This window comes from Methylobacterium sp. J-077 (assembly GCF_022829365.1).
Taxonomy (GTDB): domain Bacteria; phylum Pseudomonadota; class Alphaproteobacteria; order Rhizobiales; family Beijerinckiaceae; genus Methylobacterium.
Genome location: NZ_JAKSYJ010000144.1, coordinates 1 through 11775, shown reverse-complemented (window position 1 = coordinate 11775; position 11775 = coordinate 1). Strand labels below are relative to the sequence as shown.

The 11775-nt window shown below is 64.6% G+C and carries 16 protein-coding genes; 9 read left to right on the top strand and 7 right to left on the bottom strand.

Translation table 11 applies throughout. The features are described from left to right. The 4 genes from MKL11_RS17705 to MKL11_RS17690 form a co-directional block, all read left to right on the top strand. A partial coding sequence (locus MKL11_RS17705; protein ID WP_243943963.1) for a 3',5'-cyclic-nucleotide phosphodiesterase occupies window positions 1-196 on the top strand: 196 nt, incomplete at its 5' end. 483 nt (window positions 197-679) lie between these two features. Further along, the gene (locus MKL11_RS17700) at window positions 680-1108 is read left to right on the top strand and encodes a hypothetical protein (RefSeq protein WP_243945674.1); all 429 of its coding nucleotides are present in this window, start codon (window positions 680-682) and stop codon (window positions 1106-1108) included. 84 nt (window positions 1109-1192) lie between these two features. Next, complete coding sequence (locus MKL11_RS17695; RefSeq protein ID WP_243945672.1) at window positions 1193-1549, top strand: low affinity iron permease family protein; 357 nt, start codon at window positions 1193-1195, stop codon at window positions 1547-1549. Window positions 1550-1674: 125 nt separating this feature from the next. Further along, entirely contained in the window at window positions 1675-3294 is a 1620-nt protein-coding gene (locus tag MKL11_RS17690) for a methyl-accepting chemotaxis protein (RefSeq protein WP_243945670.1), read from the top strand. A gap of 14 nt (window positions 3295-3308) precedes the next feature. Here the strand turns inward: MKL11_RS17690 and MKL11_RS17685 are convergent, their stop codons facing one another. From MKL11_RS17685 to MKL11_RS17670, 4 genes are all read right to left on the bottom strand, one after another. Next, window positions 3309-3665 (bottom strand): hypothetical protein, encoded by a 357-nt coding sequence (locus tag MKL11_RS17685; protein ID WP_243945668.1) that lies wholly within the window; start codon window positions 3663-3665, stop codon window positions 3309-3311. A 97-nt stretch (window positions 3666-3762) separates the two neighbouring features. Further along, window positions 3763-3960: a DUF2934 domain-containing protein gene (locus MKL11_RS17680; RefSeq protein WP_243945666.1), complete on the bottom strand. Its 198-nt coding sequence runs from the start codon at window positions 3958-3960 to the stop codon at window positions 3763-3765. Further along, window positions 3957-4667 (bottom strand): sigma-70 family RNA polymerase sigma factor, encoded by a 711-nt coding sequence (locus MKL11_RS17675; protein WP_243945664.1) that lies wholly within the window; start codon window positions 4665-4667, stop codon window positions 3957-3959. Before MKL11_RS17675 ends, MKL11_RS17680 begins: the two co-directional genes overlap by 4 nt. 44 nt (window positions 4668-4711) lie before the next feature. Further along, window positions 4712-5473 carry a hypothetical protein gene (locus tag MKL11_RS17670; RefSeq protein WP_243945662.1) on the bottom strand — a complete coding sequence of 254 codons (762 nt, stop codon included), beginning with the start codon at window positions 5471-5473 and terminating at the stop codon, window positions 4712-4714. A gap of 362 nt (window positions 5474-5835) precedes the next feature. Here MKL11_RS17670 and dps point away from each other — a divergent pair, with 362 nt between their 5' ends. Continuing rightward, complete coding sequence (gene dps, locus MKL11_RS17665) at window positions 5836-6372, top strand: DNA starvation/stationary phase protection protein Dps (protein ID WP_243945660.1); 537 nt, start codon at window positions 5836-5838, stop codon at window positions 6370-6372. Window positions 6373-6696: 324 nt separating this feature from the next. On the opposite strand, the gene MKL11_RS17660 is transcribed toward dps, so the two are convergent. The 3 genes from MKL11_RS17660 to MKL11_RS17650 all read right to left on the bottom strand — a co-directional run bounded on the left by MKL11_RS17660 (window position 6697) and on the right by MKL11_RS17650 (window position 8516). Beyond that, window positions 6697-6915 carry a hypothetical protein gene (locus MKL11_RS17660; RefSeq protein ID WP_243945658.1) on the bottom strand — a complete coding sequence of 73 codons (219 nt, stop codon included), beginning with the start codon at window positions 6913-6915 and terminating at the stop codon, window positions 6697-6699. After that, window positions 6915-7328, bottom strand: a complete 414-nt coding sequence (locus tag MKL11_RS17655) for a hypothetical protein (protein ID WP_243945656.1) — start codon at window positions 7326-7328, stop codon at window positions 6915-6917. Before MKL11_RS17655 ends, MKL11_RS17660 begins: the two co-directional genes overlap by 1 nt. A 666-nt stretch (window positions 7329-7994) precedes the next feature. After that, window positions 7995-8516 (bottom strand): hypothetical protein, encoded by a 522-nt coding sequence (locus MKL11_RS17650; protein WP_243945654.1) that lies wholly within the window; start codon window positions 8514-8516, stop codon window positions 7995-7997. A 225-nt stretch (window positions 8517-8741) separates the two neighbouring features. Between MKL11_RS17650 and MKL11_RS17645 the strand changes: the two genes are divergently transcribed. From MKL11_RS17645 to MKL11_RS17630, 4 genes are read left to right on the top strand one after another with little or no spacing between them, the layout of a single operon-like run. Continuing rightward, window positions 8742-9017 carry a multiprotein-bridging factor 1 family protein gene (locus MKL11_RS17645; RefSeq protein ID WP_243945652.1) on the top strand — a complete coding sequence of 92 codons (276 nt, stop codon included), beginning with the start codon at window positions 8742-8744 and terminating at the stop codon, window positions 9015-9017. 10 nt (window positions 9018-9027) lie between these two features. Further along, on the top strand, window positions 9028-9702 hold the full coding sequence (locus MKL11_RS17640; protein ID WP_243945650.1) for a hypothetical protein: 675 nt from the start codon (window positions 9028-9030) through the stop codon (window positions 9700-9702). Window positions 9703-9726: 24 nt separating this feature from the next. Next, window positions 9727-10371 carry a DUF4433 domain-containing protein gene (locus tag MKL11_RS17635; protein WP_243945648.1) on the top strand — a complete coding sequence of 215 codons (645 nt, stop codon included), beginning with the start codon at window positions 9727-9729 and terminating at the stop codon, window positions 10369-10371. A 1-nt stretch (window position 10372) separates the two neighbouring features. Further along, window positions 10373-11440, top strand: coding sequence for a macro domain-containing protein (locus MKL11_RS17630; RefSeq protein WP_243945645.1), 1068 nt, complete (start codon window positions 10373-10375; stop codon window positions 11438-11440). The last annotated feature ends 335 nt before the right edge of the window (window positions 11441-11775 follow it).

Below are 11775 nucleotides of genomic sequence, written 5' to 3'. Positions count from 1 at the left end.
CGCTCCTGACGCCTCCGCCTCGAAGCGTGGCAACAAGGACCTGAAGACCTATTGCTCGGGCGATGCGGTCACCTTCTGTAGTGGCGATGATCCGGACAGCCCTGAGATGGACGCCTGCTTCAAGAAGAACATGGACAAGATCTCGGAGAACTGCCGGCGCGCGATCACGGCCTACAAGGGTGGTGGCGGCAAGTAGCTCCTCCCCCGCGCTCGTAAGATAGGATCTGGGGCTGCAGCCGCTCGGTCATAGGAGCAGATGAGGGTGATCACAGGCCCGCAGCTCCGTGCAGCACGCATGTCCATCGGCTTGGATCCGCGCGATCTGGCTAAGCGAGCCAAGGTGCCTCTGAGCGTTGTCACGCGAGCCGAGGGCAGTTCCGGCGAGCCGGTGATCACGATCGCGCAGCTGAGCGCCTTGATGCAGGTACTGCGGACGGCTGGCGCCAGCTTCCCGCCAGCTGATCCTGCCGCAGACGTTAGCGATGGTCAGCCGTGAGTGAATTCAAAAGTAAGTGTGCACGCAGCTAGCGCAATTTCTTTTGTGCACTGCGGTGGTACAAACCGGACTAGCTTCGGAGTTTATCCCCCCGATCCCGAGGCCGTCGAAGCCCGCCCGGTTCGCCGGCGCGGGCTTTTTCATTCGCCGATGGTCCCGGCCTGGTGGCACAGTGCAGCCGTCATGCCGATCCGGCCCGAGCACCGCTTCTTCTACCCGATCGACTGGCGCGAGCTGTCGATGGCGATCCGCTTCGGCCGGGCGCAGGGCCGCTGTGAGGGCTGCGGGCGTCCGCACAGGCAGATGGTCTACCACCTCGGCGATGGCCGCTGGTGGGACGCCGAGGCCGGCCGCTGGCGCGATGGGTGGGGGCGCCGGATCCGGCTCAAAGCCGGAGCAGTGGATGTTCTCGGTCGCGCTCGCCGGACCCACGTCGTCCTTGCCGCCGCTCACCGAGATTACGACACCGCCAACAACGCGGACGCCAACCTGGCGGCGTTCTGCCAGCGCTGCCACATGATCCACGACCGGCCGGAGCATCAGAGGCGACGGTGGCGCACGCTGTTTCAGCGGAAGGCGATGGGCGACCTGTTCGGCGGCCCTTACGCCTGAGTTAACACAGGAGTCATATGATCATTCCGGAAACACGGTCGCGCTATCTTGCTTAGTGTCTTGATGCGCTGAGCTTGAGGATTGATGCTTGACCGTCCGATCATTGGCCTTGCTGTGTGGCTTTCAAAGCCCGTTGGCTTCCTGACGACCTGCTTCACCGTCGCCGCTGGGCTGGGCGCCGGCTTCATCCTCAGCTTCAACGACCACTGGGCGCTCGTCTTCAATCTGTTCCTATCCATCGCCGCCATGCTCTTAGCCGGCGTCATTCTGGTGGCCGGCGCTCGTGACACCGCCGCTATCCAGATGAAGCTGGATGAGCTGATCCGCGCTGTGGAAGACACCGATGAGCGCCTCATCGGGGTTGAAGAACGTAGCGCTGAGGAGCTGGAACTGATCAGGCGGGACCGGCAGCCTTCCTCGGACGCTAGAGCCGATACTTGAGGCTTGAGACGCAGGAGCGCGCGGTGTTGCTCGCGTCGGCTCGTTTTGAGGGCTATCGGCGATGCCGTTGTCGTTGCGGCTACCGTCCAAAACTGCCCGCGGGTCTGACCTAAAGAGAACCGAGCATGCCGAACACGTCGAGCCTCAACCGCACGCTGGGCGGCGCCATCGGTGTCATCGCGCTCGTGTCAGCTCTCAGCAGCGGTGCAGTCCTACTGACGCGCAACCAGCTGCAGGAGACGACCGACGCTCTCGACCGCTCGACACAGGTTGTCCGCGGCCTCGACGCCTTCCGCACCGCCATGCTCAACCAGGAGACCGGGCTGCGCGGCTACCTGATCACCGGACGCGAGAGCAGCCTTGAACCCTATAAGGCCGGACGACCGGCACTGGACGATACGATCAACAGGCTCAGAACCCTGATCGGCAATGATGCCGAGCGGTCGCGCCTCCTGGCCGAAGCCGTGACGGCAGCCCGCGCTTGGCAAACCGACATCGGCGAGACCGCTATACGACAAGCGGCAGATCCTGCGACGCAAGCGGAGGCGGTACGCATCGAGGCTGAAGGCAGGGGCAAGCAGTTCTTCGACATGCTGCGCGGGAAGCTCGCCGCCATCGACGCTTTGGAAGAACAGACCCGCACAGCGCAAACCGTTCGCGTTACGCAGGCCGAGCGTAACGAGAGCCTCGCCTTGTGGGGTGGCACCCTGCTCACGCTGCTGATCTGCGCTGGCATATGGATCGCCATCAACCGCCTAATCGTCGGTCCCCTTGTGCGAGTGATGGCCTTCGCCGAGCGGGTAGGCGAGGGCGATCTCTCGCGCAAGCTAGAGGCAGGTGGAAGCGGCGAAGTCGGTCGTCTGGCTGGGACGCTGAACGCGATGGTTGCGGGCCTGTCCGACTTGGCGCGGACCAACCGGGCTGCGACCGCCGACCTGAACGTCGCTGTGGCCGAGATCCGCGCCTCGGCGCAGGAGCAGGCGGCCTCCATCGAGCAGCAATTTGCCGCTGTGCAGGAGACCGCCGCCACCATGGATCAGATCACCCATTCAGGCGCCCAGATCAGCAAGCGCGCCACCGAGGTGATCGCCACCGCTGAGGCCACCGCCCAGACCTCCCGCCAGGGCCTGCGCGCGGTCTCCGACACCGCCAAGGTTATGGACGCGATCCGCGAGCAGGCGGAAGCCGTGGCCGGCAACATCGTCAGCCTGTCGGAGAAGACCCAGACGATCGGCGACATCATCGAGACGGTCAACGACATCTCCGAGCGCACGCACCTGCTCGCGCTCAACGCCGCCATCGAGGCGGCGGCCGCCGGCGAGAGCGGGCGCAGCTTCTCGGTCGTCGCCTCGGAGATGAAGCTACTGGCCGATCAGGCGAAAGCGGCCACCGGCCAGGTGCGCGGCCTGCTGGGCGAGATCCAGCGGGGCATCAACACGTCGGTGATGCTGACCGAGGAGGCGGTCAAGCGGGCGGCGGCCGGCAAGACCCGCTCGGACACGACGCAGCGGACCATCGAGGAGATCAGCGCGAAGGTGGAGGAAGGTGCTCAGATCTTCCAGCAGATCATCGCCTCGACTAGTCAGCAGCAGATGGGCATTGAGCAGGTCATGGGCGCGCTACAGAACATCCGGCAGGCCAGCCAGCAGACGGCGGCCGGCACGCGGCAGGTCGAGGCGGCCTCGGCCAACCTCACGGAGCTTTCACAGGCGCTCATGGGCCTCGCTGAACGCTATCGGCACTAGGCATCCGCCATTGCCTATTCTGGTGCCTCAGATTGGTATGGTCCCGGCTTGGCCGCCTCCGACAAGAAAACCAGCCCACGGGCGATGAACACATCGATCTGCACGATGCCGGCGTTGATCGCCGTGACGAGATTGGCGTTGGCCTCGTCGATCTGAGCGTCACCGGTCGGCTCCCGTCCACGGACATCCGCGAGCACGGCCATCATCTGCTCTCGCCGCGCGCGCAGGTCCGCCAGGATCACCTCCGCCCGCGCTGCATGAAGGTTCGGCGCTCGACCACTGACGAGCAGCTTCATCGCGGCGACATCGACGCGAGCGAGCGTGGATCCCTCTTCACCTCTCCGGCGTAGCGGAACGATGCCTTCGCTCATGATCCTTTGCTCATTGAGATTGGACGTCATACGGCATGCACCATTCCCGTAACCTTCGCGCATATTCGCGGAATGGCAACGTCAAGTGCGATCACTGTCACGACTTCTGGACCGCTTTCACCTCTTGCGAGGTCAGTCGCTCCGCCGTCAGCTCACGCTCGGCCATGAGCCAGAACTCAAGTTCGTAGCCCTCGGGTCGGTGGTTTCGGTCCCAGAGATCGTAAGCACGCTCCCGGATCTCATCATGCGAGATTACAAGGTCTGCCTCTCCATTGGTCGATGAATCTTGGCTCACTCGCTAACCTCGCCTGTCCCGCTCAGCGCCGAGAGCATCACGGCATCATTGCCGACTTCGGCACCATTGTAGCCGAGCATCCGAGCGAGTTGATCGCGGGCGCGCCAGACCCGGCTCTTCACGGTGCCAACCTGGCAGTCCATGATCACGGCAGCCTCCTCGTAGCTAACGTTCTCGATGGCTACGAGGACCAGCGCCTCTCGCATCACCGGCGCGAGCCGGTCGAGGGCGGCGCGCACGTCCTGAAGGTCGAGGTGGCCTGCCTGATCGGGCGGGCTGGCAAGCCGGGCGGTGTAGCTCCCATCCTCGTCCTGAACCTCACGCGACCTGCGTTGACTGCTGTAGAAGGCGTTGCGCAGGATCGTGAAGATCCAGGCCTCGAAGTTCGTACCTTTCTCGAAGCGTGCTCGTGCGCGCCAGGCTCGCATGAGCGCGTCCTGCACGAGATCGTCGGCCGCCGTAGGGTCTCGGGCGAGTGAGACGGCGAAGCGACGCAAGGCCGGCACTACAGCGAGCAGCAGCGCCTTAAACTCGGCGGCATCGCGATCGTCTGCTCCTTCAAAGGCTGTATCGAGCTTAGCCAACAGCTCGGCAAAGCGATCCGCGGCGCTCAGCTCGGCTATGTCCTGTGCGTAGGCAGTCGCCAGCAGGCTGCCGAGGTGTCTCTGGATTTCATCCGAGAGAGCGGGCTCGGATTCGCGCGACATCGTTCGAGCCCCATGCGTTCGATAAACCGGCCGATCACATACACTCACGGCATAGCTCGGCCAGTGCGACCAACCGCGCGGATTCGAGAGCGGCCTGATCGGTCGAGGTCGCCCGCCGCTTGTCGGCAGCTCTTCTTCGATTCCGCATCCACAACTTGCCTCTGTGGATCTCCCCTATCCGTGGGGTGAATCGGTTTGCACCCTATGCTGCCCCAAAGCGCCGGCGCCGCCGATCGCCCTCCCCGCCGGAGCCAAGCCAGCCACTCGCGGCTGATGATGCGCACCACGTTCGGATCCGATTTCCGGCCCTGGTGGCGGCGCTCCTGAATGGTCAGCAGCCCGTCGCCCTCGGCCAGCCGGATCGCAGCCTGCGCCAGACGTCGGCAGACACCGGCCCGCGCTGCGATGGCGTCGATGCACAGCCCGCAGGCGCCGTTCCTGGCGACCTCGTCGCCGACGATCCTCAGGACCGCGAGCTGTCCGGTGGTGAACAGGGATCCGAGCGCAGGTGGCATCGGGCCGGAGAAGGCCAGCCGGCGGCGGCGCTCTATGGCCACGGATCGCTCAGGAGCCCGCTGGGGGCGCTTTGACGGGAACAGCGTCACACTGCCAAGCGAAATGCCGACAGGCGCCACGGCCTCGCGGATCGCAGCCCTGCGGGTGTGCAGCGCCTCAGCCAAGCCCTGCGCCTCGGTATCGGTGACGGTCTCGGCGGCGTGAGCTTGCCAGATCTTGCGCGACAGGTCGTCGAGCTGCGCGAGTGTCCGCGCGCCCTCGATCGCCGACCGCATGGTGGCGTGAAACATCGAACCCGGTCCCTCACGGGCCGCGGCTAGGGTCCAGGCAAAGCCTTCCCGTTGACGAAAACGAGTTCCGTCTTGACACCCCGGGGGGTCTCATGGCTTGTGAGGGGCAGCAACGCGGTCCTCACAGGGCCTCAGGTTTTTCAGCAGCCTCTTCCTTGCCGGGAAGGGGCTGTTGGCTTTTCAGGGTCTATCTCGCGGCGATGGTCTTCTGAATTGCCGGCTCTCGACTCGCCGAGGCGGGTCCGGCCGGAACGGTCCATGTCGGCCGGGAGACACGGTTAAGTCAACGTTGGGGCGGCAAGCCAGTAGGAACCGGCAGACGCTCGATCGGCTTTCGCAACCGACACAATCGGAGCGATAGCATGGCGACTAACAGCAGCCCGCGGACTCACCAGACCCGCAACGACACCGACTCAAACGCAAAGAAGGTCTCGATCGAGGCCTTGAATGCCCGGCTGGCGGACGGCATCGACCTCGCGCTGGCGATCAAGCAGGCCCATTGGAACCTCAAGGGCCCCTCGTTCATCGGTATCCACCTGATGCTCGACGGTTTCCGTACCGAACTCGATGATCTGAACGACAAGGTCGCCGAGCGTGCGGTGCAGCTCGGTGCTACCGCGCTTGGCTCAACCCAGGTGGTCGCCGAGAAGACCAAGCTGCCGCCCTACCCGACCGGCATCTATGCCATCGCCGATCAACTTGCCGCGCTGATCGACAGCTACGCCGCTTACGCCAACGCCGTGCGCGAGAACATTGATCAGACCGACGAGGCCGGCGACCCTGACACGGCCGACCTGTTTACCGAAGTCTCGCGGGCCGTCGATAAGCAGCTCTGGTTCATCGAGGCCCATGTGCAGGAGCCGACCGGCGAGATGCGTGACGGGAACAAGGGTCGCTAAACGACCTTACTCGACCTTCAACCGAGCCTTCTACCATGGCCTGAAGAAGTGCGCGGGGCTGGGTCTCGGCACTCACCTCCGGCGACACGGCCGCGGACGCCTCGGCCTTGCAGTCCTAGTCATTGCCGCACGGGTTGCGCGAGCGGCCTTCGTGAGAAGTCGCATGCATTTTGCATTCGCTTCTAGGTCGGATTGGTCTCCGGCCGTCCACGCCCGCCCGAGCCCATCTCCCCCGAGGCATGAGGGCGGGCGTGGATGCTAAAGACCGCCCATAACTTGTGCGCCACTTAGGTTTTGAGGCCCCGGGTTTTGGGGAGATCAACCCTACCGACACAACACCGGCATCGGCGGGATCGCCGGCACACCGCTGAGCGTTCGCGGGATCGGGCCTCGACCGACTGCGATCAGGGTCCGCAGGCTCCGGGTGGCGTAGTAGCTCGCCCGGGCGAACAGCCGGTAGAACCTCGCAGTCTCGGGCCAGCTGAGCGCCCTGCCGCGCCGGTAGTCCTGGGGTGCGGGCTTGCTGGGGAGCCTGGTCGGCATCAGGCGCGCTCCAGCAGGTCGACCAGGTAGGAGCCAGCAGCCGCCACGACGTTCCCGCGCCCGCCCCAACGCAGAGGCTCCACTTCGATCACGTTCGCGGTCTCGATCGCCACTTCCGACAGCACCGTCTCGGGCGCCTCGGCCTCGCGGCCCTGGTCGTTCCCGCGCAGCCATGTGACCTGTGAGCCGGTGTGGTTCTCAGGCGCCGCCAAAGATGGCTCGGCGTCGGCACCGTCCTCTAGGTCCGTGTCGCCGTCTATGCGGTCGAGCACGGCGATGATCCGGTCCGCGGCGTCGAGGGCGGTCTGGGCCGCCTCCTCCAGGCTGGCGCGGAGTGCGGGTCCGGTCAGCGGCTCCATGGTCTCGGGAGCAGCCGGTTTCGGACGCGGGGTGAAGGTGAGCACGTCGCCCATGGGTCAGGTCTCGGGGTGTGAAGGGAAAGCCCGGCGGGGTCCGGCCGGGGCGGTACGCACGGCTACGGAAGGGGTGGGGACCGCCTTGCTCGTCGTTGAGTACGATCGTGGAGCCGGCCACGAGGAACCGGGTCCAAGCCGCGTCCAGCATTTCCGCATAGGTCTGAGCCTCGCTCCTCGCGGCCCCGAGGGCGTTGATCAGGCTCCCAGGCAAATCGCCGTCCCTGGCGTCGGCCCCGCGAATGAACGCCACCAGTTCGGCCTTGTTCATCCGCAGCACCCGATCGGCCATATGCAGGCCGAGGGTGTGAGGCGCGAACCGCTCCTGCCACTGGCGCGGGGTACGGACCGGGGTCGGTATGTGCACAGCCTCGAAGTCGAGATCCAGGCCAAGTGCGCCACGCCAGCATCGCAGGCGCGGGCGAGGTCAGACGTGACAGTTACAGGCACCGCGAGCACGGGCAGCGGCACGGCTGCAGCCACGGACCCGGCCACGATGGACCGGCGAGTTTGGCCGGCGAGGTCCCCGCACAGTTCTGCGGCGCGCTCGCGCAGGCTGGTGCTCGGATCGCGGCGGATCAGGTTCTTGAGGGACGTGCGGAAGGACATCGCGGGATCCTCGGATGAGGGGCGCGGGCGACCGGCCCGCTCGGGTTGCGGGTCGGGTCAGAGCAGGGTGGCGAGACCGGTGAGGACCATGCCGCCGCCGATGATGAAGGCGGCGGCCAGCAGCTCGCCAGCGATGTCGAGGAAGCGCGGAGCCCGAACATGGGCGGTGTCGGGCCGAACGGGCATCACGACCCGCCAGGGCTCATCCTCGCCAGGCCGCGCCTCGTCGTGCAGGGCGCAGAACTGGTCCTCAGGCCAGTGGTGTTCCGAGGCGGGACCGTGGGCCAACTGGCGCACGACACCGGCCGCAGCATGTCCGAGCGGCACGGCATTCGGGATCACGGCCGGCGGCAGCGGCGTGCCAAGAAACAGGGTCAGGTCGGCAGCGCGAGCCTCAGCGAGGCCATAGGCGGGCTGGTGGCCGTCCTGGAAATCGGCCTCCTCGGTCAGCCACCAGCGAAGGTGCGCCAAGAAGGCGAGGGCCCCGAACCGGGTCGAGCAGGCGGTCGAAACCAGCGCCTCGCTGGCGGCGTCGTACTCGTCATTGGCGATGACACTCGGGCGGCCCTCAGGCGCCACCTGGTATGCGTCGTAGGCGGCGCGGTGGCGCTCGATAACGGCATGGATCGGATCGGGGGCCCGGGGCGATAGCCGGCCGGCTGTCGTGAAGGCAGCGGGTGAGAGTGTTCCAGGAGACGGTGCGGTAGGGCATCAAGGCGTCTCGTCATATGATTTCGTTGAAAATCAGATTGTAGATATGATCGTCGCCTGTCAACACCTTTGCAGTAGGATTGACGAAAAAATATGACGCGCTATTCTGCGCTCATGCTTACCCCTGCCTTGTCTCGCGCCGCGCGCGCTCTGCTGGACTGGTCGCAAGAGCAGTTGGCCGAAGCATCACACCTCGGGCTGTCGACGGTCCGGGATTTTGAGAGGGGGCGGCGCGTGCCCAGCCACAACAACCTGGCGGGCATCGAGCGAGCCCTGCAGGATGCTGGGATCGAGTTCACACCGGAGAACGGCGGTGGCGCAGGCGTCCGCTTCAAGCACCGAGCCGATGGGACACGGGACGAGCACTAAGGACCGGTAGATGCCTCGCCGTCGCGCTACATGTCACCACGAAGCTGGCCACGCTTTCGCGCGCTGGTTTTTTGGTTTCAGGACCGACCGCGCTGTGGTCCAGACAGGCGAGGAAATCCGCGCCGGCAAGCGTCTGAGGGGTCGGGATGGTGACTTGGTCACGTGTCACGGCATGGTCAGCGGGGATCCAATCCACGATCGGCCGTTCCGCCCCTGGCCAGTAGCCGGCGGCCCTGAGACGCAGGCAGCAGCATTACGGTGGTGGGTCTATCGGCGCGATGTCGAGCTGATCCAATGCTACGCGGGTTTTCATACCGAGGCGCACTACCGGCGAATAGATCCGGCCGCGGCCATGCTGAGCGGCGGCGGCGCCGACATGGAGCGGTTTAGCGCGATCATGGAAGGATGGTCGTTGGACAAGGTCGACCGCAGCGAGCTTGAAGCGAAGGTTGATGCCTGGACGCGAGCGCTTGTCCGCTCGCCGCAGGGATCCGCTGCGATCCAGGCGATTGCCGGCGCCCTGATGACCCGTGGCCGGCTTTCAGGGGCCCAAATCGCGGCCCTTTGCAGGGAGGCCTACGGCGGCCGGGAATGCACGTTCGAAGCGTGGGCGAACCAATGGCCGCCGACGGTAGAGCAGATCCGTGCCGGCTACATCCCCGAACGACAAGCGAGGGCAGCGTGACCCGGCGGAAGGGCGAGAAGTGACATGCCCATACCGGCCAACCCAAAGATCTACCACATTACGCACATAGATAACCTGGCCCGGATTATTGAGGATGGGAGGCTCTACTCCGATGCCGAGATGGTCCGCCAGAGCAAGGATCATGCAAAAATTGGCATGGCAAAACTGAAGACCGACCGTTTCGCTCGCCCAGTCACCTGCCACGAAGGCACAATGGTCAGCGATTATGTACCTTTTTATTTTTGCCCCCGCTCGCCAATGCTGTATATTGCTTGGAAGCAAAACCACGCCGAAATGAGTTATCGCGGCGGACAAGAAACAATCGTCCACCTAGAGGCTGACTTCCATCGTATGATTACATCAGCTGAGCGTCAGGAAGTGCGATGGGCCGTCAGCTCTTCAAATGCGACCGCGAAGTACGCGGCCTTCTACACAGGAGCAGGTGCGCTTGAGGCACTGGATTGGGAATGCATTACCGCTGCCCAATGGGCCGGCTCGCAACGACGCGAACGGAAGCAGGCCGAGTGTCTTTTCCACACCCGTTTTCCATGGCGGGGGGTAACTCGGCTCGGCGTCAGAACTAAAACGGTCCATCAACAGGTTGAGACACTTCTTGAGCACGCGGAGCACCGACCACCGGTCGAGGTCCGACCGGACTGGTACTACTGAGATGGCGGGGGTCGCGATGCCTGAATATTGCCAAGGCGACATCCTGCAGGCCGAGGCTGACGCCTTGGTCAACACGGTCAATTGCGTCGGCATCATGGGGCGGGGGGTCGCGCTCCAGTTCCGGAACGCCTTCCCGGCCAACTTCAAGGCGTACAAAGCGGGCTGTGACCACAATGAAGTTCAGCCCGGACGCATGTTCGTCCACGAGACGGGGCAGCTGAACCCCCGCTTCATCATCAACTTCCCGACCAAGCGGCACTGGCGGGGCAAGAGCCGGATGCAGGACATCGAGAGTGGTCTCGTCGCCCTGATCGCCGAGATACGCGAGCGCGGCATCCGCTCAATTGCGCTCCCACCCCTTGGGTGCGGTCTCGGAGGTCTCGACTGGAACGAGGTCCGGCCGCGTATAGAGGCAGCGCTGAACGAGGTGCCGGAGGTGCGGGCGGTCGTTTTCGAACCGTCCGCCGCCCCCTCCGCTGCCGAGATGGTCAAGGCGAAGAATGCCCCGCGCATGACCGCAGGCCGAGCTGCGCTCGTGGGCCTTCTGCGGCGCTATCTAGACGGATTGATGGATCCTGCCGTCAGCTTACTCGAAGCCTATAAGCTGATGTACTTCATGCAGGAGGCCGGTCAGGATCTGCAGTTGAACTTCGTGAAGGGTTCATATGGCCCTTATGCAGATAATCTTCGCCACGTCATGGTACGAGTTGAAGGTTACCTTCTCTCTGGCTTCCGCGATGGCGGGGAAGACCCCGAGAAGGAGATTGAGTTAGTACCTGGTGCCTTTGAGGAGGCTGAGCAGTTCCTTGCCAGCCATCCCGAGAGCTTAGCTCGCTTCGAACGAGTGGGGCATCTCGTCGATGGCTTTGAGACCCCCTACGGTCTAGAGCTGCTGTCAACCGTCCACTGGATCGTGACGCGTGAAGGTGCAGGCGATCCAGATACGATCCGGGACCACCTAGCTCGCTGGAGCGAACGCAAGAGGATGTTCTCCCGTGAGCAGGTCGTCATCGCTTTAGATGCCTTGGACGCCGGCAGGTGGCTTGCAAGCGCAAAGGTAGACGCCTGAGCGCTCCCGATCCGGGACCCTGACAGATGGCGTTGTTGAGGCTGGGCTAACCGCCCTCGCCCATCTTGCTCGCGGGCCGCGTCACGTACTGGCCCCTCGCCGTGAGGAACGGCACCAAGCCCCGCCAGCCCGTGATCAGATCGGGCAGCGGGGCCGAGCTGGCCAATCCACGTAAGCCTTCGTTAACTACAATTTTGTCAAAAGGCGTTGGAATGGGACCCCGGATCGGCGTGCAATTGGGACCCCTTCGCAAGCTGGGTACGGTACGGTGCGGCTGAGCTGATCCGACGTCCAGCTTTGGCGTCGTAGGCGCTGGCCTCAGGCGCGGTTCTTGA

Coding starts and splice junctions, on each gene's coding strand:
- dps (WP_243945660.1), top strand. CDS start 5,836: ATGGCGACTAACAGCAGCCCGCGGACTCACCAGACCCGCAACGACACC.
- MKL11_RS17630 (WP_243945645.1), top strand. CDS start 10,373: ATGGCGGGGGTCGCGATGCCTGAATATTGCCAAGGCGACATCCTGCAG.
- MKL11_RS17655 (WP_243945656.1), bottom strand. CDS start 7,328: ATGGGCGACGTGCTCACCTTCACCCCGCGTCCGAAACCGGCTGCTCCC.
- MKL11_RS17700 (WP_243945674.1), top strand. CDS start 680: ATGCCGATCCGGCCCGAGCACCGCTTCTTCTACCCGATCGACTGGCGC.
- MKL11_RS17645 (WP_243945652.1), top strand. CDS start 8,742: ATGACGCGCTATTCTGCGCTCATGCTTACCCCTGCCTTGTCTCGCGCC.
- MKL11_RS17635 (WP_243945648.1), top strand. CDS start 9,727: ATGCCCATACCGGCCAACCCAAAGATCTACCACATTACGCACATAGAT.
- MKL11_RS17640 (WP_243945650.1), top strand. CDS start 9,028: ATGCCTCGCCGTCGCGCTACATGTCACCACGAAGCTGGCCACGCTTTC.
- MKL11_RS17675 (WP_243945664.1), bottom strand. CDS start 4,667: ATGTCGCGCGAATCCGAGCCCGCTCTCTCGGATGAAATCCAGAGACAC.
- MKL11_RS17670 (WP_243945662.1), bottom strand. CDS start 5,473: ATGTTTCACGCCACCATGCGGTCGGCGATCGAGGGCGCGCGGACACTC.
- MKL11_RS17685 (WP_243945668.1), bottom strand. CDS start 3,665: ATGAGCGAAGGCATCGTTCCGCTACGCCGGAGAGGTGAAGAGGGATCC.
- MKL11_RS17660 (WP_243945658.1), bottom strand. CDS start 6,915: ATGCCGACCAGGCTCCCCAGCAAGCCCGCACCCCAGGACTACCGGCGC.
- MKL11_RS17695 (WP_243945672.1), top strand. CDS start 1,193: ATGCTTGACCGTCCGATCATTGGCCTTGCTGTGTGGCTTTCAAAGCCC.
- MKL11_RS17690 (WP_243945670.1), top strand. CDS start 1,675: ATGCCGAACACGTCGAGCCTCAACCGCACGCTGGGCGGCGCCATCGGT.